Raw genomic sequence first — 24,292 nt, forward strand, 5'->3', positions numbered from 1 at the left:
TTTTTTTGGGTGTTCAAGATATGGGCGGGCCTTTTCGGATAAGCTTTTTATCGCCGGTTGCTTCACGGCATGCCGAAACCGACTCCGTTTCTGCTGCTGACACTAATACGCTGCCTGCGGATTAGGTTCTGCTAACCAACGCTAATTCGCAGGCAGCGGATTCGGCCGCCAGCTTGATCGTTCCCTAACCAGATCGCTGATACCCACAAACTCCACCTTGGCTTGCAGTTTCGGAATGGTTCCTTTCAGCGCTTCTGCCGTCCGGGTTCCATATTTGCCGACATGGCCAATTGCAATGCAGGATGTTCTCTCTTCCGCATGCTGTACCGCGGTCAGGAGCTGTTTGCTCACGTGCTGAACGGTATGAACATCATCCAGGAATATATCGTTGGCGATGGACGGCATCCCCTTCTCCGCTGCCAGTTTGCCAATCACGCTATGGTAGTTTGTCTTGCTGTCGATGAAGAACAACCCTCTCTCCCTGCATACATCAAGCACAATGGACATGACCCGCTCATCCCCGGTAACCTTGGAGCCCATATGATTATTAATCCCAACGGCATAAGGAACCGAATCGATTGCCTCCTCCATCCGTTCACGAATCTCCTCATCGGTTAGTGAACTTAGAATGGCGCCCGGTCCGAGCCAGGAAGATCGTCCTTGCTTCGGCTCCATGGGCATATGGATGATGACGTCATGCCCTTGCCGATGCGCAGCTTCGGCATCCTTCACGCTTGTCGGCAAGAAAGGCATTACTGCCACCGTGATCTTAACAGGAAGACTCAGCATTTCCTGAGTCCCTTTCTGATCATTGCCAAAATCATCAATGATGACGGCCAGCTTATTAACTTTCGCTTCCTGATCAGGCCTGCCGCGTCCGGATTTTTCGTGCATTTCTTCCGTTTCCTGATTGGGAGGATCAGCAGTAGGGGTAGAGGCCACCCCTGCGCCATATCCGATCTGTGCTCCGTACACGATCATCCATATCGTACATAGCAAGATAACCAATTTTTTGAATGCCTTCCGCATGGTTACTCCCCTTCCATTCATGTTCATGCTAATCACACCTAACCGTATTGTTTGAGAAAAGGTATGTAAATATGTAAGAGTGATTGTATTAGCACAGCACAGCCCAGGCACAGAAACTTGCCGCCACCGTTGGATCGTCGGCTTTCTTACTCACAGCTGCTTTCTCCGCAGCTCCGCGGTAATTTTGAACTTGTCGGGTTGGCTGTCAACGGCATCGCATTATTTTGGTTAAAGTCTTTCATCCCGCCATCTAAAATCTCAACACAAAAAAAGCTCGTAAACTGCTAAAAAGCAAGTTTACGAGCTTCTTTATAAGGATGCGGTCGAGAGGACTCGAACCTCCACGGGGGTTAGCCCACACGGACCTGAACCGTGCGCGTCTGCCAATTCCGCCACGACCGCATATCATGTTCATCGCTATTAGGAGACAAGTCCTTATCAGCGGCGACAAGATATATAATATCACGCTGCACGAATTGAGTCAACACTTTTTTTGAACTTGATTAAAAACCTGTTTTTCGGTTAAAATAAGAACATAAGTTCTCATTCAATAACCATTTTCTATATAAAGGCGGTGATGTTGATGGCCATACCGGCTGTTACGACGGAAGAACGTGCATTGATCAAGAGTTACCTGCTGCTGATGTTCATTCATAAGGTGTTTGAAAGGGATTGCCGAATCATTCAAGAGAGCGGTGTCTTCAAGAGCCCTCAATTGTATGTAGAGGTTGTGGGGAATGGCGCCAAGCGTGCTGCTGTGCTTCTTCGTGAGGTGAAGCAGGAATTCACCAAGCGGGCGATCAAGGTGTATGATATTGGACAAAACCAGGAAGGAATCCAGGCACGATATGCTTGTCGGGGTTACATTGGTTCGATGAACATTCTATGGCCATCCTTCCGTGAGGAGATGATGGACCGCATGCGAGCCTACCTTGGGCTGGTTTCGCCCGAGACCGAGTCCTCTGAGCAAGCCCATCCTCCTGCCGCTGTTTACGCCCGCTAAATCGCTGCCCTTAAACAGAGAATAACCGTCTCCCCACTGAACATGAATGTTCCGGTTGAGACGGTTATCGCTGACACGTGAATCAATGAAGATTATGCTGCACGCGGGTCAATCCCTGCGAGAGGGCATGTCCCGCACTGGCGGCAGACGCCACGGCTACAGCCTCCATAATCTGAGCATCCGAGGCTCCCTTCGCACGGGCTTCTTCCATATGATAGAAGGTACACAGCTCATTATTGGCAAACAGTCCGATTCCGAGCGCGATCAGCTGCTTTGTTCGCTCATCCAGTTCGCCATCCTGAAAGCAAACGCCGGTGAACTGATGATACGCTTCTGCCATTTCCGGCATGCTCTGCTTCAAATTCAGAATTTCATTCTTGTAAGCCGAGACCTTGTCATTGGACATTTCCATAACCTAAAGCACCTCTTCCACAAAAATTTGATGCGAGGTTAAGTTGTCCGACGAGTTCGAGATCTATGCCTACTCTTCGATCGGGCTTACTCTTGGTTCCTTTTTAAGCTGGTAGCTGTAACGGCGATCCAGTTTAACGACCCGCCGGTTTCTGCGGCGTATAATGACCTGCTCCGGGTCCCAGGCTACAACAAAGCCTATAATATCATTGGTCTCCAAGCCGTCCCGGACAACCCGGACCAATTCGCCGGAGAGCCGAAGCTCATCGAGTCTTTCATCGCTAATCATCACCATACCCCCTTCATAAACTTTGTGCAAAAAAAGACCTAAATGAGATCATTTAGGTCTTTTGAATGCGTTGCGATATCGACAAACATCCCGACTAAGAGATGTTCTATATACCCATTAACGCTGTGCCGGCTCGATACTGTCATTCTTCTCGTACCAAAAATCCAGAACGGTTGAAGACATGACACGCTTCTCGATATATTCTACCTGCTGAGGCGTAAACTGTTCCTTCCATTCGAAGGAAACCTCCTCACACAATCCGGCAATCGTCAGCAGTTCTGACCAGGCAACATAGCGTTTGTACCAGAAAAACTGAGGATGTTCAATCATATAGGGATATAGATCATCAAACTCCGTATGTTTACAATCCAAAGCACGTTCAAAATGTACCTTTGCTTCATTCAGCTTCTCAATCAAAAACGGCTCGGTTACAGGTTGTTTCCCCATGGTGCTGCCTCCTCTCTCTTGCCTACCTCTTTATTATAAGCGAAAATCATGGAGGCGAAAAGATTTTGTTGTGATTTTAGGCTGAAATCCACTTAAAATTGACTACGAATTTACACTATTACGCACGGCAAAGGCTAGGGTACAAACGTTCATGACGGAAGTCCTGCCTTTCTGCTCTACTCCTGACATGCCATGAAGCGGTTGGTATATTCCTAAACCTAGCTGAACGTAATCTTGCCGTCCTCAAGCGACGATATGGTGACCAGCGATTCCACATGAACATTCTGTTCGCGCAGCGTTCTCGCTCCAGCCTGGAAGCTCTTTTCAATCACAACGCCAAGCCCGATTAATTCTGCCCCTGCCCGTTCAATAATCTTGATCAGGCCTCTTGCAGCGTCACCGTTCGCGATAATGTCATCAATGAAGAGCAGTTTATCCTCTTCGCCGATAAACTGGCGCGATACCATAATGTCCGTGACAATGCCCTTGGTGAAAGACGGAACCCGCTCACACAAGGCGTCTGGATCGGCGAGCAGCGTTTTTTTGCGCCGGGCGAATACCATCGGAACTCCCAATTCAAGCGCCGCGGCAAATGCAACAGAAATGCCGGAGGATTCCAGCGTAACGACCTTGGTCACGCCGCTCTCTTTAAATCTAGCCGCAAATTCCCGGCCCATATCCATAATTAATGCCGGGTCTACTTGATGCGTCAGCAGGGCATCCAGCTTCAGCACTTGATCCGACAACACGACACCTTCTTTGATGATCCGCTCTTTCAACCAATCCATCCAAAAGACCTCCCACGATTCCTTTGTCGTAAAAGTAACATATTCCTCCCTGTACGGCAAGTACAAACGGTGACTCCGTCATTTAACTGTACGGTTCCCGTCAGAATTCCTAACATTGATCTCCTTGCCTGGCCATCATCATGTACATGCCTCCGGTAAGGACCTGGACAGGTAGGAGTCATGTCCCAGCTGAGCCAAGCATACCTTGTACTAAGCAGAACGTATTAACTTTCAAGGGGGATGCGGGGCTTGCGTAATTCTGTTCGTGTTTTACAGATCGCGTTTACATATATCGGAACCATCGTTGGCGCTGGCTTTGCAACCGGACGTGAAATCCTTCAATTTTTTACCCAATATGGACACTGGGCCACACTTACCATTCTGCTTGCGACAGGAATATTCATTTGGCTCGGCACAAAAATCATGACGATATCCAGGCGGATCGGGGCCAAATCCTTTGAGGACTTAAACAAATTCCTGTTTGGAGAGAAAGCCGGCGTCTGGATCAGCCTCTTTATGTTTGTCATTCTGCTCGGGGTGAACAGCATCATGCTTGCCGGCGCGGGCTCTGTTTTTGTGGAGCATCTGAATTTGAGCTATCAAACCGGATTGTTTGTCACGATGATCGGAACCTATTTCATTCTCAGAAAAGGCATCCAGTCCATCATGACAATGAACAGTCTTGTTGTGCCCATGATGCTGACCTTATCGCTTGCGATTATTTCTCAGACGATTCAAACACCGGGTGCCACCCGATTCTTAACCTTGACTACGGACCATACCCTGCCTTCGGTTTGGCTGGCGCCCCTTCTCTACACCTCCTTTAACCTGGTAATGGCAATGCCGGTGCTGGTCCCGCTCGGCAGCCAGACCAAAAGCGCGCGTGCCGTAACCTGGGGAGGCATCATTGGAGGTACGGGCGTAGGATTTATGCTGATGGCGGCGCATTTTGCGATGTCTGCGCATATGCCCGGCATTAGTCAATACGAGATCCCGATGGGCAGCATCGCCAACCAGCTGGGCTGGCTCGTCCAGATCATCTATCTCATTCTGATCTTCCTAGAAATTTTTAGCACCTTCGTGGCCAATATCTACGGGATTACCCTGCAGGTTCAGCAGCGAACCTCGCTCTCGCCCAGAGTGATTACCCTTGGCATCATGGTGTTCTGTTATTTCTTCAGCCAGTTCGGCTTCAGTTCCTTGCTCTCTCTCCTCTACCCCATGTTCGGGGGACTGTGTCTGCTCTGGGTGCTCCGACTGACTTTGTTCGGAACACCCGAAATCAGGAGAAAATAAAGGGGCTATCCCAAAGGTATGGTAAAACTGCCTTTGGGAAGCCCCGTTTTATGGCTGCATCGTGATGAATCGTGCACCCGGTATGAGTTTCATGGTTTGCTCCGCTACATGCCGATGACACGTCATCATTACGACTTGCCGGTCCTGCGATAATTCCGAGAGCAGTTCGAGCGCATGTCCGAGCCGTTCGCCGTCAAAATTTACAAACAGATCATCAAGCAATAACGGCAACCCCGATGCATGCGGCATCGATTGGATCAAACCGAGCCGCATCGCCAGATATAACTGCTCCGCCGTACCACGGCTTAACCGGCTGCTCTCCACCAATTCACCAGTCGGGCGCTCTGCCAACAGGCTCTGATCTCCCATCCGCATGACAATCCGGCTGTACATGCCGCCGGTCAGCATGGTGAAGTAGCGGGAAGCCAACTGCAGCACCTGCGGCTGTTTCTCTTCCTCGTACATGCGGCGCGTACGTTTGATAAATTCGGAAGCCATCGAACGTACCGCATATTGCGAGACTAATTCCCGCAGGGCGGTGCGCTGCTCCTCCAGCTGCTGCAGGGCGGAATCCTCGTTCCCCGCTGCTTCCAGCGACTCTCTCTCCTGAAGCAGCCGCCCCCGCCGTTCCTGGAGCTCGTCCCGCAGGTGGAGCGCAGCGGATACGGCTTCCTCCTTCTTCATGCATTGAGCATCAAGTTCCGAAGCATCCATCAGCTCCAGCAGCTGTTCAAGCTGCCGGCGGCCCCCTTCATCCCATCCGCTGAACATGGTAATTTCGTGATGGCGGATCGTACGAACAAGCTCCTCACGACGCTTCGCAGCAGCTCCCATACGAAGAAAGGTTTCTTCGTCTGCCGATTGGGATGATGCAATCAGAGCTGCTTTGCGCATCTGCAGCCCTTCCCGCTCCTCTGCAATCGCAATCCCCTCCTTGCGCAGCTCTTGAATACGCTCGGCAAGGACCTTCCTCTGTCTCGATTCCTCTTGATAGGACTTCCATCTGGAATAGACGTTACCGAGCTCGGCAACGGCTGGGATTCGGTTGCCGTTAACGTCACCTTGGGGATCCGCCGCAAAGATCTCATGGCATTGGATGATATAATCCTCCGCCTCTTTTAACAGCACGTCCATTTTCAGTCCAAGCGATTTCTGCTGCCGGATCAGCTCCTGCCCCTGCTCCACTTTGACGAATACGTCCAGCATGGCGTCAGGCGACAGGCTCTGCGGGAGTGATCGGGACATAAGCCAATCCTCCCACTGCCGCTCCAGCTCCAAATATCGCTTCTCTTCCTGATCAATAGCGCCCTGAACCGTTTGTAATTCAGCCGCTTGCAGCGCAGCTTTCTCCTCAGCCGCCGCACAATCGGACGTCAGTCGATCCAGCCGCTGCCGCCATGCTTGCCAGCCCTCCATCACGGATCGAAGCTCGCGCATTTGAGCCTCCACCATGATGGGGTCACGCGCCAAGGCAGCGTTTTTGTCCCTTCGTCTGCCCGGAATCGTGCTCGCAGCTGCCGCCGCATATGGGTCAGAGACGAGCCTTGAATAGAGATGATCTATATGTTCTGTTCCCTGCACGTCTTGAAGATGGGTCTCATTCGAAGCTGCACCATGAACCTCCCGACCTCGTTGACCACTCCAGAATACATAACCCATACCGAGCAGCATCACGATGCCTGAGACCACGGCAGCTTCCGTGGTTGACGTCCATAACAATACGACCACCAGCAGGAATGTCATAACAGCCATTCCCGCCAGCAGACCCGCGTGCATCCCAGGTAATCTGCCTCTACCCGATGGACGCGTGGAAGCAGGCTCAGGCTGAGTCCGGGTCAATCTCCGTTCACGCCAGCGCTCAATCTCCAGCTGCAGCTGATTCCACAGCACAGCGGTCTCCTGAGGCGCTGCCGACTTAATCATGGCAAATGCTTCTTGTCCCCGCTCCATCTCCTCGCGCAGCTGCCGCCTGGCTTCCCGCAGCGCCGATTCGGCTGCCGCCGCAGAACGCTGGGCCCCGCGCTGTTCAATGAACAGCGCCTCCATCCGGCGATCATACCCAGCAAAGGCCGCACTGATTCGCCGTACCTCCTCGCGCTCCGAAGCGGATAAAGACAGAGCCAGCAGCTCCTGCCGGGTCCATGCCGGGTCGATATCCCGAAGCAGCTGTTCCAGCCGGATCTCCTGAGATTTGTATTCGGTCGTAAGCTCGGCAAGCTCCCGGTTAGCGGCTTCGTGTAGGCTGCGTTTCGCCCAAAGCTCCTCAATCTGTTCGCCATACTGTTCCATGAACGAATTCAGAGGGAGTGCTCTCAGCTTATCTTCCGCATCCTCGATCGCCCGCTCGGCGCGAATCGACTGAGTGTGGAGAAGGCGCTCTTCCTCCTGCATCTTTTCGTATCGGGGGAGTCCATCAGGAGGAAAGTTGTCACTGTCCATCAGATCCTTTAATTCCAAACTGGCCTCACGCCATTCCAGCCAAGCCGGACGAATGTCCTGCGCTTTTCGAAGCAGCGACAGATCCTCGGCGTCCATAATGCGATCCTGTTCCAAAAGATTCAACCGTTCCTGTATTTCCAGAATGGATGTAACGGTCTCGTTATAGCGGGAAACGTACGTCTTGCTCTCCGAAACCCGGGTTCTTAAATGCTCGATGGCTTGGAGCAGCTTGGCGGTATGCTGGACCTTTCCGCGCGGCTTATACAGCTTGTCCATCTCCTGGGATAACTTGCGCTCGGCTTCCAGTATATTGGCCCCGCCGCCGATTCCGGCATGGAACAAGTAACCGCTCATCTCGGCAGATTGCAAACTGCGGATTTCCTGAAGCTCGCTTAACGAGATGGCAAACAGCTGACGAAACATATCCTTGGACACACCGCCCAAAGCATATTGCTCCAGTTCTTGTTGTCCAAGCTCAATGACAATTCCATTATCCGCTTGTTTATGAATATGTACGCGCTCGCCTCTGCCGGTGGCTGGATTTCCTTCTCTGGACCGGTTGTAGCGCCGAACCACCCAAGGCACTCCCTCCTTATCCAGAAACCGCAGCTCGCCGCCGTGAATGCCTTCCTCCGAAGGCTCGCCGCGTTCTGCAGGCGAGCCTTTGCCAGGGAATCCGTACAGCATGGCTCGGATAAAATACAGGACGCTGCTCTTTCCCGCTTCATTCGGCCCATACAGCACGGTCACAGGCGCATCTATCTCAAGACTCTTGTCCCGAACAGCTCCAAAGCCTTGAATGTTCATCCGCTCTAGTCTCATGTTCCGACACCTTCCCCTTGCGAACGTTCGCGCAGCAATAACCCTAAGGTCAGTTCCTCCGCTCTGCGAACCCATTCCAGCAGTTCTTCCGGACTGATCTCGTCCAGCAAGGAGCGGATTTCCGCATGCTCAAGCAGAGGCTCCAAGCTTTTGGCAACAGCCCCGCCAGGATCTTGAAGCCGTTCCTGTTCCCCTCGAACAAGACGAAGCAAGTCCCCTGCAAAGCTGTCTTCCGCAAGCAGCCTCTGCCTATCGATCGCATCTCCGGAATGAAGCGAGAAGCTCTCGATCCAGACGCATCCCCGATAGCCGCATGTCTGTCCCTTCGCGGCCTCTCGTCTCCGCAGATCGGTCAGCAGCTCATCGAGCACATATCCGCCTTCAAGCTGACGATGAACCGGCCCCCGTCCCGTAATCCGAACGCGGATCATGCTCAGCCCATCCGCGTTCTCTCTGCTTATTTCGGTGAGAATGGATTCCAGTGAGCGTCTCCATTCATCGACGTCCTGACAAGAATCCAGAGGTGCTTCAACGATGTGCCAGCGCATGGAATCGAGCTCATGGAAGCTCAGCTTCGTGTTGGAGCTCTCATCCACATCGACGATATAACATCCCTTGGGTCCCGTCTCCCGGACATGACGTCCCTGAATATTGCCCGGATACACAATATAAGGGGATTCCTGCAAGGTTCGACGGGAGTGAATATGCCCGAGCGCCCAGTAATGAAATCCGGACTGGATTAAATCCCTTTTCGTACAGGGTGCATAGGTTTCGTGTTGGGGATCCCCATCCACGTTTGCGTGCAGAAGTCCGATATGGTATAGCCTGGATGACGGAGCAGGATAAGTTATTGCAATATTATCGGTTACCTTCGAGGTCGGATACGACATGCCGGTAATGACCGCCACTTCTTGATGATCCGAGCGGCGAACGGCCGTTACGCTTGCAGGCTCCGCCCCAAACACATGGACATGGGGAGGCAGCGCCATGCTAAGCTTGGTGCTGTCGAGCGGATCATGATTGCCATGGATGACATATACCGCAATCCCTTCCATTCCCAGACGGTTAAGGGAATCCAGAAAGCGAAGCTGCGCGCGCAGCGAAATGTTGGAGCTATCGTATATATCTCCGCTGATGACAATAAAATCAACCTGCTGGTCGATGGCCAGCTGAACGAGCCGTTCCAGCGCACGGAAGGTCGATTCCTGAACGTACGACCGCAGAGTGTCATCGAGTCCGCTTATCCCGATAAACGGACTGTCCAGATGTAAATCCGCAGCATGCATAAATCGAAAAGAAGCCATAACCGATCCCTAACTCTCTATCTTAGGTTGAAATTTCAAATACATTTTTTTCAGTTCATTCACGGATCGGGACAAGGAATATTGATTCTTCGCCTTATCCGAAGCGGTCCGGGCAAGCTCGTATCGATAGAGCGGATCACTGATGACCTTCTCGAGCGCAACGCTGAGTGCTATCGGATCCTCCGGCGGTACAAGCAAGCCGTTTACTCCATCCTCGATCTGCTCCGCGATGCCGCCGACGTTGGTGCCTACCAGCGCAAGACTGCTAAGCGCCGCTTCCGCGAACACGGAGCCGAATGCCTCCGCTCTCGAGGGCAGGACAAAGATATCAAAGAACGGCATGAACTCCTCGGGATGCAGCGTATATCCGTAAAAAATCGTCTCCTGGTAGATGCCGAGTGTTTTGGCCATCTCCTCGAGCTCCTGACGGGAAGGGCCGTCGCCGATAATGTGAAGGACGTAATCATATCCTTTGCGTTTCAGTTCCGCGCAGGCTTGGAGCAGAATGTCCAACCCTTTTGCAGGGACCAGACGGCATACCGTAATCAACTGCGGCACTGCATTTTCATGAGGCACCGGCTTAAATCTTTTATCGTCGAATCCGTTATGGATAACCCCGATCGATTCGGGTTCATTCACGTACGGAGCCATGTAAGCCTTGAAGGAGTTCGACACCGTCAACAGACGGTCGCTGATATATTCAAGCTCCTTATATAAAGAGACCAGAAATCTGTGCTCCAGCCCACCTTCTTTGATTCTTCCGTTGAGGATGAGCTCACGCTCGTAACTGGAATGCACGGTTTGGATGAGCGGAACCTCTGGGAATGCCGCTTTCATCGACATGCCTGCAATCGGATGATGGCTATGGATAAGATCATAAGGCTTTTGAAGACGCAGACGTGTCCACCACAGGTAATCCCGGTAGGTTTGAAGGTATTTGGCCACTACGGCACTCCCTTCAAACTCTTTCCAATCAAAAGTGTGGAATATCGGATCCTCCTGGCCTTTGTTGCGGATCCGCTTGGGCAGCCAGAACATCTCCATCTCCCAACGGGATGAATGAAAACGCTCCTGCAAATAAGGAATCATGGACGAGACGCCGCCTGGCTGTTCAGGAGGGAAGAATAATGCTTGAAGAAGTTTCATGGGGATCCCCCTTTCTCTAAATCTCTTTTCAGATTCTTTTTCGATATGATATATTAGAACATATGTTTCATGCAACGAAAAACCTATTCCTACTCAGGAGTGAATCGATTTGTCCTATGAATTGAGCTACTGGTCCACTTCTCCTCTACCCACCATATTTGCTGTATGCGGAGCCTATATCGCGCTCATGATGCTGATCATGTGTCTCTTTATGTACAGCAAACAACGCAAGAATGCTTACATATATATGGCGGCAGCCTTCTTCTTCATTATGACATACGAGAGTTTGAACATCCATTCGGCTTGGACGGGAAAATCTGTTTTTCCACCGGAATCGGACATCCTCCGTTTCATTCAGCTTTTTTCGTTTGTCCTGCTGAACGTCTCGGTTGTCATGCTGTACCGTAAGATCAAAACCATGCATTATTGGCTTCCCTTGTTGTCAGCCGCACTACTTATGCTTCCGCTCATTCTTCCCTCATTTCTTCCTTACACCCTGGACCCGATATGGCAAAGCATATATTTTGATGGTTTTCAGCTCGCTGCGCTCTACCTGGCTTATACCCAAGTCACTCCGCGGATCGGACAACCGATCAAATATGCGATTGGACTTGCCGTCTACGCCATCTCGGCAGTTCTGCAATCCATCCATACCTATTCCGGCGGCCTGTCGCCTGCGTTTCAGGGACTCGCTCTCGCTCTGCCGGTGCTCTTCTACAGCATCGTGTTCTTCATCCTGTTCAGACGCATTGTGGAGCTGATGCAGTCCATCTACCGGTCTGCCATTACGGACGGATTAACAGGACTCTACAACCGCAGGCATTTTATGAAGTATCTGGACCATTACGCCTCGCAGGAATTGAAAATATCCGCTATCTTCTGCGACATCGACAATTTCAAGAAGCTGAATGATACCCAAGGCCATGCCCGAGCCGATGAAGTGCTGAAGCAGGTCGCGGCCATTATGGAGGAAGAGCTTGACGGTATCGGGATTACCGGCCGGTATGGCGGCGAAGAATTGGTGGCCCTGGTGGTTGACCGCAAAGTCAAACCCGCACAGGTCGCCGAGAGCATCCGGGCCAGAGTGGCAAGCGAGAGCATCGTCACGATCAGTATCGGCTACAGCGTACTGCGCAAAGGCGTTCGCGGCGATGAACTCATGAAACAGGCCGACAAAGCGATGTATCATTCCAAAACGACCGGCAAAAACAAGGTATCCGATTACCGGTCCTTAACAACCTCATCAACCGAACCAACGGAATCCGCCGGATAACTCTGGCGCAGGCTGCCCACGATATAAAGTGGGCGGTCTTTTTTTGCTTGACATTTCTTTACTACGCCTGCGGCATCGTGATAAACTAATGACCGATTCCTTAAAGCCAGAGAAGAAATGAGGCTGAACCAGGATATTTTTGCCTTTACACTGCAGCATGTACCTTATTCTAAAGAAGGAGCAATCTAACGAATGCGAAAGGAACTATTGCCTGTTGGCTTTGTTGCCAGCATGAATGATATTCTCGGGGATGCCTCGTGCGATTTTTGGGACAGCTACGATTTGCCCCGCACCCACGGGCTGCGCCTTAACCGGCTGAAAGCGGTTCATGCCGCAGACAGCGTAAAAAACCTCATCCGGCAATTCGAGCTGACGCCCGTGCCCTGGTGTGATACCGGGTACTATTATGATGAAAGCCTGCGTCCAGGCAAACACCCCTATCATGCCGCTGGACTATATTATATTCAGGAGCCCTCGGCAATGTCCGCAGTCGAGCTGTTGAATCCTCAGCCCGGAGAGACCATCCTGGATCTTGCGGCAGCTCCCGGCGGCAAGACAAGCCATATTGCCTCCAAGATGATGGGCCTAGGACTGCTTGTCTCCAATGAGATCCATCCCGAACGGGCACGGATTCTGGCCGAGAACGTGGAACGTATGGGAATAACGAATACCGTCGTTACGAGTGCGGCACCGGATCAGCTATCCCGCCGTTTCGTTGCCTGCTTTGACCGGATCATGCTTGATGCGCCATGCTCCGGTGAAGGCATGTTTCGAAAGGATGCCGCAGCGATTGAAGAATGGTCTCCTGAACATGTGGATCTGTGCGTTGCCCGGCAGTGGGACATTGTTCAGGAGGCGTACCGGATGCTCAAACCGGGAGGAACCTTGGCTTACTCCACCTGTACGTTCAACACGGCTGAGAACGAAGAGATGATTGAGCGCATTCTTTCGCAGTATCCCGATATGGAGCTGCGTGAAATGAAGCGCTTGTGGCCGCACTTGGAACGGGGTGAGGGGCATTTTGTTGCCATCTTGGTCAAATCGGCGGCTGCCGAAGTTTTAAATGAAGACCTCGCATACTCTGCGGTCAGCAGCAAATCCCCGGCCAAATCAAACCGGGGCGGCAAACAAGGACCTGCGCTCTCGGCCCTGGCCGACTTTCAAGACTGGGCGAAGCAGGAACTACCCGGCTTTGAGCTTGACTGTGGCACTCCGATATTATTCGGTGAGGAACTGTACTGGCTTCCGGTCAGCGAGAACTTGGCATGGAATGACAAGCAGCTGAAAGGCTTGAAGATGCCGCGGGCAGGTCTGCATCTGGCTCATCTGAAGAAGAATCGAATCGAACCGGCCCATGCGCTTGCCATGTCCTTGCATCCTGGCCAAGCTGCCCGCAGCTGGGATCTGCCTTCAGATTCAGCCGAGACGGCTGCTTATTTGCGGGGAGAGGTGCTCTCCATTCCTTCCGAACACCGGGGCTGGACGTTGGTAACCACGGATGGATTACCTCTGGGGTGGGGCAAGGCCAGCGGCGGACAGCTCAAGAATCATCTGCCCAAAGGCTTGCGTAATCCCAAGTAACGCTTCTATTCGCAGTTCTATAATGAATGATAAGCCGATCCGAACCGAATACTGTATAACATACGTTCAAACGCGTCATTAAAAGGGGCGTCTCTCTGGATTACAAACAGAGAGACGCCCCTTACTTTATCCACCTAATCAAAACCGGATGCTTCTTTCCTCATCTTAGGCTGCATCCTTATCTTTAAAACGGCGGCAGTTACTTCCTATAGTTCCGAAGCCGCAGGGGGCACTCCAAGTTCGAGGCTGATCGTCTGAAGCGCAACATTCAGCACGGTGGCGTCCATAGCGACAACAAACATCGCTGCCACATACACGATGCACAATACCTTGTGCGGGTTCAGCCAGGTGCTCATGATCTATGCTCTGCTGACGGCCCGGTGTTGGCATACAGGCTTCGCGGCCGCAGATCAACCCAGTTCTCGTTGATAAAGGCTGTGCATTCCTCCCGCGTGCTAAGTCCAAAAGCCTCTGTCCAGCCGTTCGGAACAGCAGCGAAACCCGGCCAGAGCGAATATTGCCCTTCATGGTTTACCAGCACAAGAAACTTGCCTTCGACTTGCTCAAAAGGATTGGTCATGGATAAGTTCCCTCCTCTCCGATGTCGTCAGTCCTCGGGTTATAGCTGCCTCCAGCTTGCTTAGAATGCACTTGCCGATATAATCCAGTGGGCCCGGCTGGCATAAATCCTTATGCCGGCATTCGATATCGTGCCGCTCGATCTTACCGCCCACGTAAGGCCCCCACATCTCCGGTTCAATGGGATCGAACCAATCGGGGATGATCGTCGAATGGAAGAATAACATGTCTCCCTCAAACCGTTTCGGAACGTAAGCCTTCAACAGCTGCACCGAATTCTCATAGGTCGCCTTCAGATTCATGATCGTCCCTTCCTCAAGGGACGAGAGCGCGCTGCTCTCATTCCGCAGCAATTCAAGGGCGGCCGCTATGGTTAACGGCGCGTCTCCAAGACCCGCTTCAATGCTCTCTCTATCGAAGCCTCCCAACGCCAGCAGCGCGGTTAAAGCCTCGTCTTCATCGGGGGTTTCCTTGATCGGCAAATAATGACTTGGGTAAGCATCCAGTATGGCTAGCAATTCAATGTCCTCACCCGCCTCCTGCAGTTGTACCGCAATCGACTGAGCGACATTGCCGCCCAGAGACCATCCGAGCAGCCGGTATGGCCCTTGTGGTTGAAGAGAACGAATATGGTCGATATAGTCTTTTGTCATCTCTTCCAGTGATTTCGGCAGCTCCTCTGCTTGCGCAATCCCCCTCGCCTGTAAACCGTAAATCGGATAATCCATGCCGAGATGCTTCATTAAACCGGCGTAACACCAGCTTAATCCTCCTGCCGGATGCACGCAGAACAGCGGTATTTGTTCTCCATGCGCCCGAAGCGGAAGCACGACCTGCAGCGCGCTGTGTCCGCCGCCCATCTCAAGCTTGTCGATAAGCCCCGCTACCGTAGGCGCTTCGAATAAAGCTGCTATGCTTAATTCTTTGCCGAGCGCTTCGCGAACCCGGCTGATAAGCCGGACAGCCAGTAGCGAATGGCCGCCGAGCTCGAAGAAGCTGTCATCGATACCCACCCGTTTGACTCCCAATATCTCCGCAAATAACTCGCATAACACTTCTTCCAGCGGAGTTCGTGGATGGCGTCCATCGGCATCGGGCCCCATATCTGGAGCCGGCAGCGCTTTGCGATCGAGCTTCCCGTTAGGCGTAAGCGGCAGCATGTCCATAAATACGTACGCCCCGGGAACCATGTAATCAGGAAGCATTGAGGCCGCATAACGGCGCAGCTCAGCACCTGCAGACAACTCGCCGCCGGGCTTGCTCACAACATAAGCCGCAAGCCGGCGATCCCCGGGCTGATCCTCGCGCACGATGACTGCCGCCTGAGCGACATCGGCATGACGTGTGAGGACCGATTCGATCTCGCCGAGTTCGATCCGGAAGCCGCGTATTTTCACCTGATGGTCGGACCGCCCCAAATAATCCAGTGTACCGTCGGCCAGCCGCTTCGCCAGATCTCCGGTTCGGTACATTCTCGTCCCCGGCGGACCATACGGATCGGCCACAAAGCGGTCGGCGGTCAGATCTGGACGACCCCAATACCCCCGCGCAAGTCCTGCACCCGCGACATACATCTCTCCAATTACGCCATACGGAACCGGCCGAAGCTTGGAATCCAGGACATATACCCTAAGGTCCGGAATCGCTTCTCCGATCGGACTGCCGGCTCCCGGCAGCGCAAGGTTCCGGTTTAATTCCATATAACTGACGTGCACAGTCGTCTCTGTAATGCCATACATGTTGATCAGACGCGGGGCATCGTCGGCATGACGCTCATACCAATCCGTGAGCCGTCCGAGCTCCAAGGCTTCACCGCCGAACACAACATACCTCAGCGATAGTTTCTGCTGCCCCAGTTCCGCCTGCTCTCGATCCGCCTGAATCAACGGATAAAACGCCGAGGGAGTCTGATTCAGCACGGTTACGCCTTCCCGGACCAGCAAGCTCAACATGTCGTTCGGCGATCTGCTGGTCGTATGCGGAACAACCACGAGTCGACCGCCGTGCAAGAGAGGCCCCCATAATTCCCATACCGAGAAATCAAAGGCATACGAGTGGAATAAGGTCCATACATCAGTCTCATCAAATTGAAACCAATGTGCGGTAGAGTCAAACAATCGGATGACATTCTGATGCGGTACAAGCACGCCCTTCGGTTTGCCGGTAGACCCGGAAGTATAGATGATGTACGCGGCACTCAGCGGCGTAAGGGGCCTGTGACGTTCATGGTCGCTTGGATTCTCATGAGAGTAGCTCTGCACCCGTAAAGCTTGTTCAGGTTCATCCATGACAACATGCTTTATGCATGCGAAGCTCGGCAGCTGATCCATCACCTGAACGCTCGTAATGACGCATACCGGACAAGCATTCTCGATCATGTAAGCCAGCCGATCCTCCGGATACTCCGGATCCAGCGGCAGGTAAGCAGCCCCTGCCTTAAGTACAGCCAATATGCCGATGACCATGTCCAACGAACGCGGCAAGGCGAGCGCTACGATCTGATCCGTCCCGATGCCGGAGGCAATTAACAAGTGAGCAAGCCGATTGGCTCGCTCGTTCAGCTCCCCATAGGTAAGCGATAAACCATCATGGACAATCGCGTTCCTTAGAGGCGTGCGGATGACCTGCTCCTCAAACCGCTGAGGCAAGGTTGCCTGCTTGGTAAGAGGCAGTGGAGCGATCCACTGTCGACGGGTTTCCTCACGCTCATGAACGGTTAATATATCGAGTTGACTGATGGCTTTACTTGGTTCATTGGCAGCACTCTCCAATACGCGCACATATCGTTCCGCCATCGCTTCCGCCGTTCTGTGCTCGAACAAATCCGTACTAAATTCGATCATACCGTGAACTCCGTCAGGTTCGCCGTGCATATCCCGCCGCTCCGTCAGCTCGAAGGTTAAGTCAAACTTCGCGGTACCTACGCTTTGCAGCTGCAGTTTCGAGCTGACTCCCGGCAGTTCAAGCGAAGTTTCCGGCGTATTTTGCAGTACGAGCATCACTTGGAAGAGCGGATGTCTAGACCTGGAACGCGGCGGATTCAATGTCTCGACAAGCCGCTCGAACGGCACATCCTGATGCTCGAAAGCCGCCAGGCTCCTCTCCTGCACCCGCTGCAACAGCTCGTCGAACGATGGGTCATCTGACGTGTCGACACGAAACACAAGCGTATTGATGAAGAAACCAATCAATTGATCCAGACTGTCGTCATTCCGGCCCGAGACCGGACTGCCGATCGGAATGTCCGTACCTGCACCCAGCTTCGTAAACAGCGCAGCCATCGCTGACTGAAACACCATGAATAAAGACGCCCGATTGCTCTGCGCGAGTGTATTCAGCCGCCGATGCAGTTCACGCGAAATCGGAAACGACACGCTTCCGCCCTGATAGCTGGCAACAGCCGGCCTCGGATAATCGGTGGGCAACTCCAATTGCTCCGGTAAATCGCAAAGTGCCTCAGTCCAATAGTCCAGCTGGCGGGCAATCAGACTGCCCTTATCGCCTGTGCTGCCAAGAAGCTTCTCCTGCCAAACGGCATAGTCTGCATATTGGACCGGTAACGGAGACCATTCCGGCTCACTCCCCAGGCGCCGTGCCATATAGGCATCCGATAGGTCTCGTGTCAGGGGGGTAAGCGACCAGCCGTCGCCAGCTATATGATGCAGCAGCAACAACAGGACAAACTCTCCATTCCCCAGTTTGAACAACTCTGCCCGCAGTGAAGTTTCGGTGGCAAGCTCGAATGGGTGCCTCACGGCTTCCGCCAATCGATCGGGCAGCGCCGAGTCGCTGATTTCGGTCACGATCAGTTCCGGTCGTGCCTCCTCGGCATCCAGGATGTGCTGATAGGAAGTCCCGTCATGATCCGGGTAAACCGTGCGCAGCGTTTCATGACGAGCGGCCACATCACCCAGCGCCATCCGCAGCGCTGCCAGATCAAGCTCACCTGACAAGCGAGCCACGAGCGGAATATTGTAGGTCGGGCTCGGACCCTCCAGGCGATATAAAAACCATAACCGCTGCTGGGCAAAAGACAACGGTGGATACTCAGTCCTTATCACGGGACGTACAGCCACTCTGGCCTCTTGCGCATGATCAAGCCGTTTGACAAGACTCGCGGCCGTCGCTGTTTCAAATAGGCTTCCTATGCTAAGCTCCACGCCGAAGGCCTCCCTGACTCGTACCATCACTCTGCCGGCAAGCAGGGAATGACCGCCGAGGGCAAAGAAATCATCATCAATGGTAACCCGCGATAAACCAAGCACCTCGGCAAAAATCGTGCAGAGCATTTCCTCCTGCGGTGTCCGCGGCATGCGGCCGCCCGTTAACGGATGATCCGGTGCAGGCAGCGCCTTGCGATCCACCTTCTTGTTCGGCGTTAACGGTAGCGCGTCGAGTGCCACGATGACAGACGGGACCATGTACTCGGCCAGCTTCTCTGCGGCATAATCCCGTATTTCTGCTGCATTGATGATATTTGAAGCAGATGGCGATGCTACGATATAAGCAACAAGACGGCGATCACCGGCCCGATCCTCGCGGATGATGACGCAGGCCTGCTCCACCTCCGGATGATCCACAAGCACGGACTCAATCTCTCCCGTCTCGATCCGGAAGCCGCGCAGCTTGATCTGATGATCGGCACGCCCCAAATAATCAATCCAGCCGTTCTCCAGCCAGCGGGCAAGATCGCCTGTACGATACATCCGGGATCCGGGAGGACCGAAGGGATCCGCTACAAACCGTTCCGCTGTCAAATCGGGGCTTCCCAGATACCCCCGGCCAAGACCCGAGCCTGTAATGTACAGCTCGCCCGTTACGCCTGGCGGAACCGGGGACAGTGACGAATCAAGCACATATAACCTCGTATTCCAGACGGGCCCCCCAATGGACGGCTTGTCCCGTTCATAATCGAGCTTGGCCGCTGTCGAATAAATCGTTGTCTCCGTCGGTCCATATTGGTTATTCACTTCGCAGTTCAGATCTTGAAGCGCAAGCTTAAGTCCCACCGGGAGCGCCTCACCCCCGGTTATGACTTTGAGACGCTCAAACTTTCCTGGACGGCAAGCGACAATGGACTGCCACAACGTCGGGGTCGCCTGCATGATGGTCGCCCCCGTTTCCCGAATTCGGCCTATGAGAGCCGCTGCGTCGAGAATGGTATCCCGCATCACGATGTCGAGCGTCGAGCCGCATGAAAGCGGCAGCAGCACTTCCATGACCGAGATGTCGAATGACATCGTGGTAACCGACAGCCAGCGATCCCGCTCCCCTATCTCCAATCGCTCACGCATATCCGACAGCAGATTGGCAAGTCCTTCGAACGTAAGCAGGACGCCCTTGGGCCGGCCCGTTGATCCGGAGGTATAGATAACGTAGGACGGGTGAAGCGGCAGCAGCGGACTTATGCGATCAGCATCAACAGGGTTATGAAACGCCTGCTGCTCCAATCGCTGAAGGGTAGCCGGAGCATCCAGCATAACCACGTCCTCGTCTTTCATGACAGCTGCGAAGCTTCCGGCCAGATCTTGTGTCGTTATCAAACACGCAGGCTTTGCATCTTCAAGCATATAGGCGATCCGTTCGTCCGGATAATCCGGATCTAACGGCAAGTAAGCCGCACCAGTTTTATGCACGGCAAGGATCGCAACGATCATGTCCGCCGAACGGGGCAGGGAAAGGGCAACGATTCGTTCAGGTCCTATGTGGGAGTCAATAAGCAGGCGGGCCAGGCGGTTCGCTCTCCTGTTCAGCTCTTCATAACGTAGCGTTAATCCCTCGCATACCACCGCCTCCGCCTGCGGGGTACGTGCCACCTGCTCCTCGAATAATTCCGGTATGCTTAACTGCGGTAAGGGTCGTGCCGTATCATTCCACTGAAAAAGCACCTTGTCGCGTTCTTCCGGCAAGATGAAAGCCACGCTTCCAACAGGATGGTCCAGCTCCGTTTCGGCAAGACTGTCCAGCAAATACAAATAGCGATGTAAATGGGAAGCTAACTCCTCCAGGCTATAGATCAACGGATTGGCATCCATATCGACTCTCAGCCCGTTTCCATCCAAACTTCCATATACGTTCAAGGTCAGGTCATCCACCGGACCGGAAGCCAGGTTACGGACGATGCCGCCACAGCCTCCAAAGTTCAATTCCGAAGCAAAGGGCATCACATTAACGAGCGGTCCAAATAACCTGCGGTTATCAGCAAGCAGCTTGAGATCGCGCCGGATATCCTGATGCCTGTAGCGCTGATGCCGCTTGATCTCGCGAATCTCCCGTGCGACCTGCTGCAGCAGGTTGATTAGACTCATATCGGGCCTAACGCGCACCCGAAGCGGCAGCACATTCATGACCATCCCTGGAATACGGATGGAGGCCGAACCTAAGCGGCACATCACCGGCAATCCAAGAACAACATCCTCTGCGCCTGTTATTCGATGTATATATAGAGCCGTTGCAGCCGCTATCACGTCCGGCCAGCTTGTCCTTGATGCTTGCGCGGCCGCCTGTATGCGATGGATCGAAGATCCAGGAAGCTGCACCGAACGGCGCAGGAAGCTTCGCGCCGAACGCTGTGCCTGCCCCCCTAAGCTGACGACCTCCGGCTCATCGGCAAAGCGCCGCAGCCAGAATTCGCGATCCGAGTCGAGCTGCTCCGACATGCGGTATGACGTATCTTCTTCCAAGATCATGCGAAACCTGCCGAACGCGCCTGTGCCGGAAGATACGCCCCCCGCCAATTCCGTGTAGACTTGAGAGACTTTCTGCAGCAGAAGCGATACGCCGAACCCATCGATTACGATATGATGAATGCGTTGATACCAATAGTAGCGATCGGCGGAAATCTTGAACAGCGCCTCCGTAAACAACGGCCCTTGGCTTAGATCCACGGCTTGATCAAGGTCATGCATCATCCAGCTTTGGGCGGCATGAACCGGATCCTCATTTCCGCTGACATCCACCACATGAAGCTGCCAATCCGGAGATGGATCAATCGACTGCCAAGGACCGTCCGTATCTTCGCCGAAGCGAACATGCAATGCTTCAGCCTCCCCGACCACCTGACGTAAAGCCCTCTCGAACAGAATCGGATCTACAGGTCCTTGTATTTCAATGCATTCCGCCGTGTTGAATATCGGGTTGACCGGGTCAAGCTGCTGGGCGTACCATATCCCCAGCTGCGCTCCGGACAGAGACCAGCGCTCCTTCTCCCGCTCAAGCATATCCATCCCTCCTTACACCGTATAATAATCATAATTAGGCCGCGACAAGCTTAGCCTATTTGACAGCAATCCCCACCAGCCCGCCAATGTAGGCAGCTCTGCCATTTCCACAAAGCTGATGTCGATGCCCTCGCGCCGTAACCGCTCGGCCAAACTCATGATCCGAATGGAATCCAGCCCCCAGTACTCAATCAGATGGTCGTCTTCACCAATATTTGACGGCTGCTCCTGCAGCAAATCCGCTACGTTCTCTCGCAGCGTTTGCAGCGTCAGCAGCGGTTGGACCTTCGCAGAATTCCCCGTATTCCCCTCTCCGCCCGGAGCTTTAGAATGCTCCGAGATAGAACGCTGCTCTTGAGTTAACGAAGCAACCAAACGTTCCGTGGTCAGCGTAACAGCGCAGCGTTCGGCAGCATAAGTCAGCGCCAGGCGATGCTTCTCTTCCGAGAAATCGGCAAGGGCATCTGCAATGAAGAATGGCTGAATGTCTTTCATAAAAGCTTCGGTTGCGGTCAGCAAACATCCAATATGGGCGTATATCCCGCAGATCATCAGTTGGTCGCGGCCTAACTCGCGCATCATTTCAAGCAAATTGGTTTTCTGGAAGGCGCTGTATCTCCATTTGGTTAACAGCAGATCCCGTTCGTCCGGCGCCACCGCATCCACGAACTTTTTCTGATAAGGACCGTCATTGATGCCGGATCCCCAGAAATCCTGCAGCAGACCGCGCTGCTCCGGTGCTTGTCCGCCAGGCTGTGCCGAATAGATAACGGGAATGCCAAGCTCGGCGCAACAGGACCGAAGTTTCTGAATATGGGCGATCAGCTCCACGACAGGCGATTGATCCGGAGTGAACGCATCGATGAAATATTGCTGCATATCGTGGATGAGCAGCACGGCCCGGTTCGGATCTGCCGTCCATGCCACCTTATTCTTGGGCAGATCCGCCTCCCCTGGCATGGGATAAGGTAAAATTTTTGGAAGTGCCATCATATCTCCTCATTTCTAGGTTAATTGGACATATTCACCCGAACGTCATGATTCTGTAACGCTAGTTCACGCAGACTCTTTTTGCTTACCTTACCGACACCCGTGTGCGGGAAGGAATCCATAAACTCCACCCGATCCGGGATTTTGTACGCAGCTAGCCCTCTATTTCTAAGAAAAGCCTTCAGCTCATTGCCGCTAACCGCAGCATCATGGACAATAACGAAGGCACAGGTCCGCTCGCCCAGATACTCGTCCGGCATGGCGACTACAGCTGCGTCGTGAACGCTCGGATGGGCAAGCAGGTGATTCTCGACCTCCTCGGCCGCAATCTTGTCGCCCCCGCGGTTTATCTGATCCTTGGAACGGCCTTCGATCACCAGATATCCTGAAGGCGTCAAACTCGCCAGATCCCCCGTTCGATAGAAACCGTCTGTGGTAAAGGCTTTTTCGTTAAACTTGTCTGCTTTATAGTAGCCGCGAATCGTATAGGGTCCCCGCGTCAGCAATTCACCGACTTCACCGGGAGCCACCTCCACGTCATCCTCATCGACCAGCCGCACTTCGTCATACGGAGACATCGGACGCCCTTGCGTATGCACCGTTATATCCTCCGGATCATCCAGTCGGGTATAATTCACCAAGCCTTCCGCCATCCCGTATACTTGCTGCAACGTACATCCCAGCACCGTTTTTACCCGCTTGGCTGCCTCTGCGCTGAATTTGGCCCCGCCTACCTGCAGCACCTGCAGATTCGACAGGTCATCCGAACGGGACTGTGCAGCCTCAAGCCAGATTAAGGCCAGGGGCGGAACGACCGCCGTCATGGTTACGCCCTCGGAGGCGATCAGCGGGAACGCCACCTCCGGACTCGCGGACCGGGCAAGGACGACTTTCCCTCCCGCATACAGCGTCCCCAGCACGCCCGGCGAGCTAAGCGGAAAGTTATGGGCAGCGGGCAGTACCGCCAAATAAACGCTATCCTTATCCAGCGAGCAGATTTCGGCGCTCATGCGCAAGCTGTAAATATAGTCGTCATGCGTGCGCGGAATGAGCTTCGGCAGTCCGGTCGTCCCGCCGGACAGCTGCAGGAACGCGACCTCTCCGGGATCGGGGCCATCCTCGTCTAAACGGCGAGAAGGACTGCCCGCATCATCGAGATACAGGTCATCCAGGGACAGAAATGCCCCCGAGGCCGGGCCGCCCGCAACGATGACATGGCGCAGCGAAGGAACCGATGCCTGGACTTGAGCTGCTAAGTTGCGATAATCATATCCCGAATCCTGATCCGGAATAATATAAGCGGCCGCTTCGCTGAAGCCGCATAGATATACGATTTCGCTCCGGCGGTGAACAGGCAGGGCGAAGACGGGAATGGCCCCGATGCGGAACAGCGCAAATATCGTATCGAAAAATGGCGCGATATTCGGAAACTGAACGATAACCCGTTCCCGCGCCTTGATTCCGAGCTTAAGAAATCCCGCTGCCAAGCGGTCCACCCGGTTGTCCAGCTCGGCATAGCTTGTATGCTGATCGCCGCTCACGATCGCAATCCGATCCCCGTGTTCCGCCGCACGCTTCCGCAGGAGCGCTCCAAACGTTTCGCCCTGCCAGCATCCTTCTTCCCGATAACGGGTTGCAAACTCCTCCGGCCAAGCCTTACAACCTGCCAACATTC

Annotated in this window: 17 protein-coding genes and 1 tRNA gene; 4 read left to right on the top strand and 14 right to left on the bottom strand. The window is 53.6% G+C overall.

Features of this window, described 5'->3' with window-relative positions:
- Window positions 1-141: 141 nt before the first annotated feature.
- A complete protein-coding gene (locus MKY82_RS24095) occupies window positions 142-1,029 on the bottom strand; it encodes a divergent polysaccharide deacetylase family protein (protein ID WP_194544900.1) in 888 nt (295 codons plus the stop codon).
- Window positions 1,030-1,347: 318 nt separating this feature from the next.
- Window positions 1,348-1,431 (bottom strand) — tRNA-Leu (locus MKY82_RS24100).
- Between the two features lie 181 nt (window positions 1,432-1,612).
- Here MKY82_RS24100 and MKY82_RS24105 point away from each other — a divergent pair.
- Entirely contained in the window at window positions 1,613-2,032 is a 420-nt protein-coding gene (locus tag MKY82_RS24105) for a hypothetical protein (RefSeq protein WP_194543857.1), read from the top strand.
- Window positions 2,033-2,114: 82 nt separating this feature from the next.
- On the opposite strand, the gene MKY82_RS24110 is transcribed toward MKY82_RS24105, so the two are convergent.
- The 4 genes from MKY82_RS24110 to MKY82_RS24125 all read right to left on the bottom strand — a co-directional run bounded on the left by MKY82_RS24110 (window position 2,115) and on the right by MKY82_RS24125 (window position 3,967).
- Complete coding sequence (locus MKY82_RS24110) at window positions 2,115-2,444, bottom strand: carboxymuconolactone decarboxylase family protein (protein ID WP_071221734.1); 330 nt, start codon at window positions 2,442-2,444, stop codon at window positions 2,115-2,117.
- 69 nt (window positions 2,445-2,513) lie between these two features.
- Window positions 2,514-2,732 carry a hypothetical protein gene (locus MKY82_RS24115; RefSeq protein ID WP_071221735.1) on the bottom strand — a complete coding sequence of 73 codons (219 nt, stop codon included), beginning with the start codon at window positions 2,730-2,732 and terminating at the stop codon, window positions 2,514-2,516.
- Between the two features lie 117 nt (window positions 2,733-2,849).
- Entirely contained in the window at window positions 2,850-3,179 is a 330-nt protein-coding gene (locus MKY82_RS24120; RefSeq protein WP_071221736.1) for a hypothetical protein, read from the bottom strand.
- 218 nt (window positions 3,180-3,397) lie between these two features.
- The gene (locus tag MKY82_RS24125) at window positions 3,398-3,967 is read right to left on the bottom strand and encodes a xanthine phosphoribosyltransferase (protein ID WP_071221737.1); all 570 of its coding nucleotides are present in this window, start codon (window positions 3,965-3,967) and stop codon (window positions 3,398-3,400) included.
- A 249-nt stretch (window positions 3,968-4,216) separates the two neighbouring features.
- On the opposite strand from MKY82_RS24125, the gene MKY82_RS24130 reads away from it, so the two are divergent.
- On the top strand, window positions 4,217-5,263 hold the full coding sequence (locus MKY82_RS24130) for a hypothetical protein (RefSeq protein ID WP_194543858.1): 1,047 nt from the start codon (window positions 4,217-4,219) through the stop codon (window positions 5,261-5,263).
- A gap of 48 nt (window positions 5,264-5,311) precedes the next feature.
- On the opposite strand, the gene MKY82_RS24135 is transcribed toward MKY82_RS24130, so the two are convergent.
- From MKY82_RS24135 to MKY82_RS24145, 3 genes are read right to left on the bottom strand one after another with little or no spacing between them, the layout of a single operon-like run.
- Window positions 5,312-8,524 carry an AAA family ATPase gene (locus tag MKY82_RS24135; protein ID WP_339294547.1) on the bottom strand — a complete coding sequence of 1,071 codons (3,213 nt, stop codon included), beginning with the start codon at window positions 8,522-8,524 and terminating at the stop codon, window positions 5,312-5,314.
- A complete protein-coding gene (locus tag MKY82_RS24140; RefSeq protein WP_194543860.1) occupies window positions 8,521-9,828 on the bottom strand; it encodes a DNA repair exonuclease in 1,308 nt (435 codons plus the stop codon). Before MKY82_RS24140 ends, MKY82_RS24135 begins: the two co-directional genes overlap by 4 nt.
- A 9-nt stretch (window positions 9,829-9,837) precedes the next feature.
- Window positions 9,838-10,974, bottom strand: coding sequence for a glycosyltransferase family 4 protein (locus MKY82_RS24145; RefSeq protein ID WP_194543861.1), 1,137 nt, complete (start codon window positions 10,972-10,974; stop codon window positions 9,838-9,840).
- Between the two features lie 109 nt (window positions 10,975-11,083).
- Between MKY82_RS24145 and MKY82_RS24150 the strand changes: the two genes are divergently transcribed.
- Complete coding sequence (locus tag MKY82_RS24150; RefSeq protein WP_194543862.1) at window positions 11,084-12,247, top strand: GGDEF domain-containing protein; 1,164 nt, start codon at window positions 11,084-11,086, stop codon at window positions 12,245-12,247.
- Between the two features lie 192 nt (window positions 12,248-12,439).
- Window positions 12,440-13,828, top strand: a complete 1,389-nt coding sequence (locus tag MKY82_RS24155; RefSeq protein ID WP_339294548.1) for an RsmB/NOP family class I SAM-dependent RNA methyltransferase — start codon at window positions 12,440-12,442, stop codon at window positions 13,826-13,828.
- A gap of 206 nt (window positions 13,829-14,034) precedes the next feature.
- On the opposite strand, the gene MKY82_RS24160 is transcribed toward MKY82_RS24155, so the two are convergent.
- The 5 genes from MKY82_RS24160 to MKY82_RS24180 are packed head-to-tail and all read right to left on the bottom strand — an operon-like array spanning window position 14,035 to window position 24,290.
- Window positions 14,035-14,184: a hypothetical protein gene (locus MKY82_RS24160; protein WP_220687571.1), complete on the bottom strand. Its 150-nt coding sequence runs from the start codon at window positions 14,182-14,184 to the stop codon at window positions 14,035-14,037.
- Window positions 14,181-14,408: an MbtH family protein gene (locus MKY82_RS24165; RefSeq protein WP_220684352.1), complete on the bottom strand. Its 228-nt coding sequence runs from the start codon at window positions 14,406-14,408 to the stop codon at window positions 14,181-14,183. Before MKY82_RS24165 ends, MKY82_RS24160 begins: the two co-directional genes overlap by 4 nt.
- On the bottom strand, window positions 14,392-21,627 hold the full coding sequence (locus MKY82_RS24170; protein WP_339294549.1) for an amino acid adenylation domain-containing protein: 7,236 nt from the start codon (window positions 21,625-21,627) through the stop codon (window positions 14,392-14,394). The genes MKY82_RS24165 and MKY82_RS24170 overlap by 17 nt, the downstream gene beginning before the upstream one ends.
- 12 nt (window positions 21,628-21,639) lie before the next feature.
- The gene (locus MKY82_RS24175; RefSeq protein ID WP_339296713.1) at window positions 21,640-22,617 is read right to left on the bottom strand and encodes an isochorismatase family protein; all 978 of its coding nucleotides are present in this window, start codon (window positions 22,615-22,617) and stop codon (window positions 21,640-21,642) included.
- 20 nt (window positions 22,618-22,637) lie between these two features.
- Window positions 22,638-24,290, bottom strand: a complete 1,653-nt coding sequence (locus tag MKY82_RS24180; protein WP_339294550.1) for a (2,3-dihydroxybenzoyl)adenylate synthase — start codon at window positions 24,288-24,290, stop codon at window positions 22,638-22,640.
- Between the last annotated feature and the right edge of the window lie 2 nt (window positions 24,291-24,292).

Origin of the sequence: Paenibacillus sp. FSL W7-1279 (assembly GCF_037969845.1) — a bacterium.
In the GTDB taxonomy this organism is placed as follows: domain Bacteria; phylum Bacillota; class Bacilli; order Paenibacillales; family Paenibacillaceae; genus Paenibacillus_AQ.

Bases quoted from the DNA above. Each gene is read 5' to 3' on its own strand.
- MKY82_RS24095 (WP_194544900.1), bottom strand. From the start codon at position 1,029: ATGCGGAAGGCATTCAAAAAATTGGTTATCTTGCTATGTACGATATGG.
- MKY82_RS24105 (WP_194543857.1), top strand. From the start codon at position 1,613: ATGGCCATACCGGCTGTTACGACGGAAGAACGTGCATTGATCAAGAGT.
- MKY82_RS24110 (WP_071221734.1), bottom strand. From the start codon at position 2,444: ATGGAAATGTCCAATGACAAGGTCTCGGCTTACAAGAATGAAATTCTG.
- MKY82_RS24115 (WP_071221735.1), bottom strand. From the start codon at position 2,732: ATGATTAGCGATGAAAGACTCGATGAGCTTCGGCTCTCCGGCGAATTG.
- MKY82_RS24120 (WP_071221736.1), bottom strand. From the start codon at position 3,179: ATGGGGAAACAACCTGTAACCGAGCCGTTTTTGATTGAGAAGCTGAAT.
- MKY82_RS24125 (WP_071221737.1), bottom strand. From the start codon at position 3,967: ATGGATTGGTTGAAAGAGCGGATCATCAAAGAAGGTGTCGTGTTGTCG.
- MKY82_RS24135 (WP_339294547.1), bottom strand. From the start codon at position 8,524: ATGAGACTAGAGCGGATGAACATTCAAGGCTTTGGAGCTGTTCGGGAC.
- MKY82_RS24140 (WP_194543860.1), bottom strand. From the start codon at position 9,828: ATGGCTTCTTTTCGATTTATGCATGCTGCGGATTTACATCTGGACAGT.
- MKY82_RS24145 (WP_194543861.1), bottom strand. From the start codon at position 10,974: ATGAAACTTCTTCAAGCATTATTCTTCCCTCCTGAACAGCCAGGCGGC.
- MKY82_RS24155 (WP_339294548.1), top strand. From the start codon at position 12,440: ATGCGAAAGGAACTATTGCCTGTTGGCTTTGTTGCCAGCATGAATGAT.
- MKY82_RS24160 (WP_220687571.1), bottom strand. From the start codon at position 14,184: ATGAGCACCTGGCTGAACCCGCACAAGGTATTGTGCATCGTGTATGTG.
- MKY82_RS24165 (WP_220684352.1), bottom strand. From the start codon at position 14,408: ATGACCAATCCTTTTGAGCAAGTCGAAGGCAAGTTTCTTGTGCTGGTA.
- MKY82_RS24170 (WP_339294549.1), bottom strand. From the start codon at position 21,627: ATGCTTGAGCGGGAGAAGGAGCGCTGGTCTCTGTCCGGAGCGCAGCTG.
- MKY82_RS24175 (WP_339296713.1), bottom strand. From the start codon at position 22,617: ATGGCACTTCCAAAAATTTTACCTTATCCCATGCCAGGGGAGGCGGAT.
- MKY82_RS24180 (WP_339294550.1), bottom strand. From the start codon at position 24,290: ATGTTGGCAGGTTGTAAGGCTTGGCCGGAGGAGTTTGCAACCCGTTAT.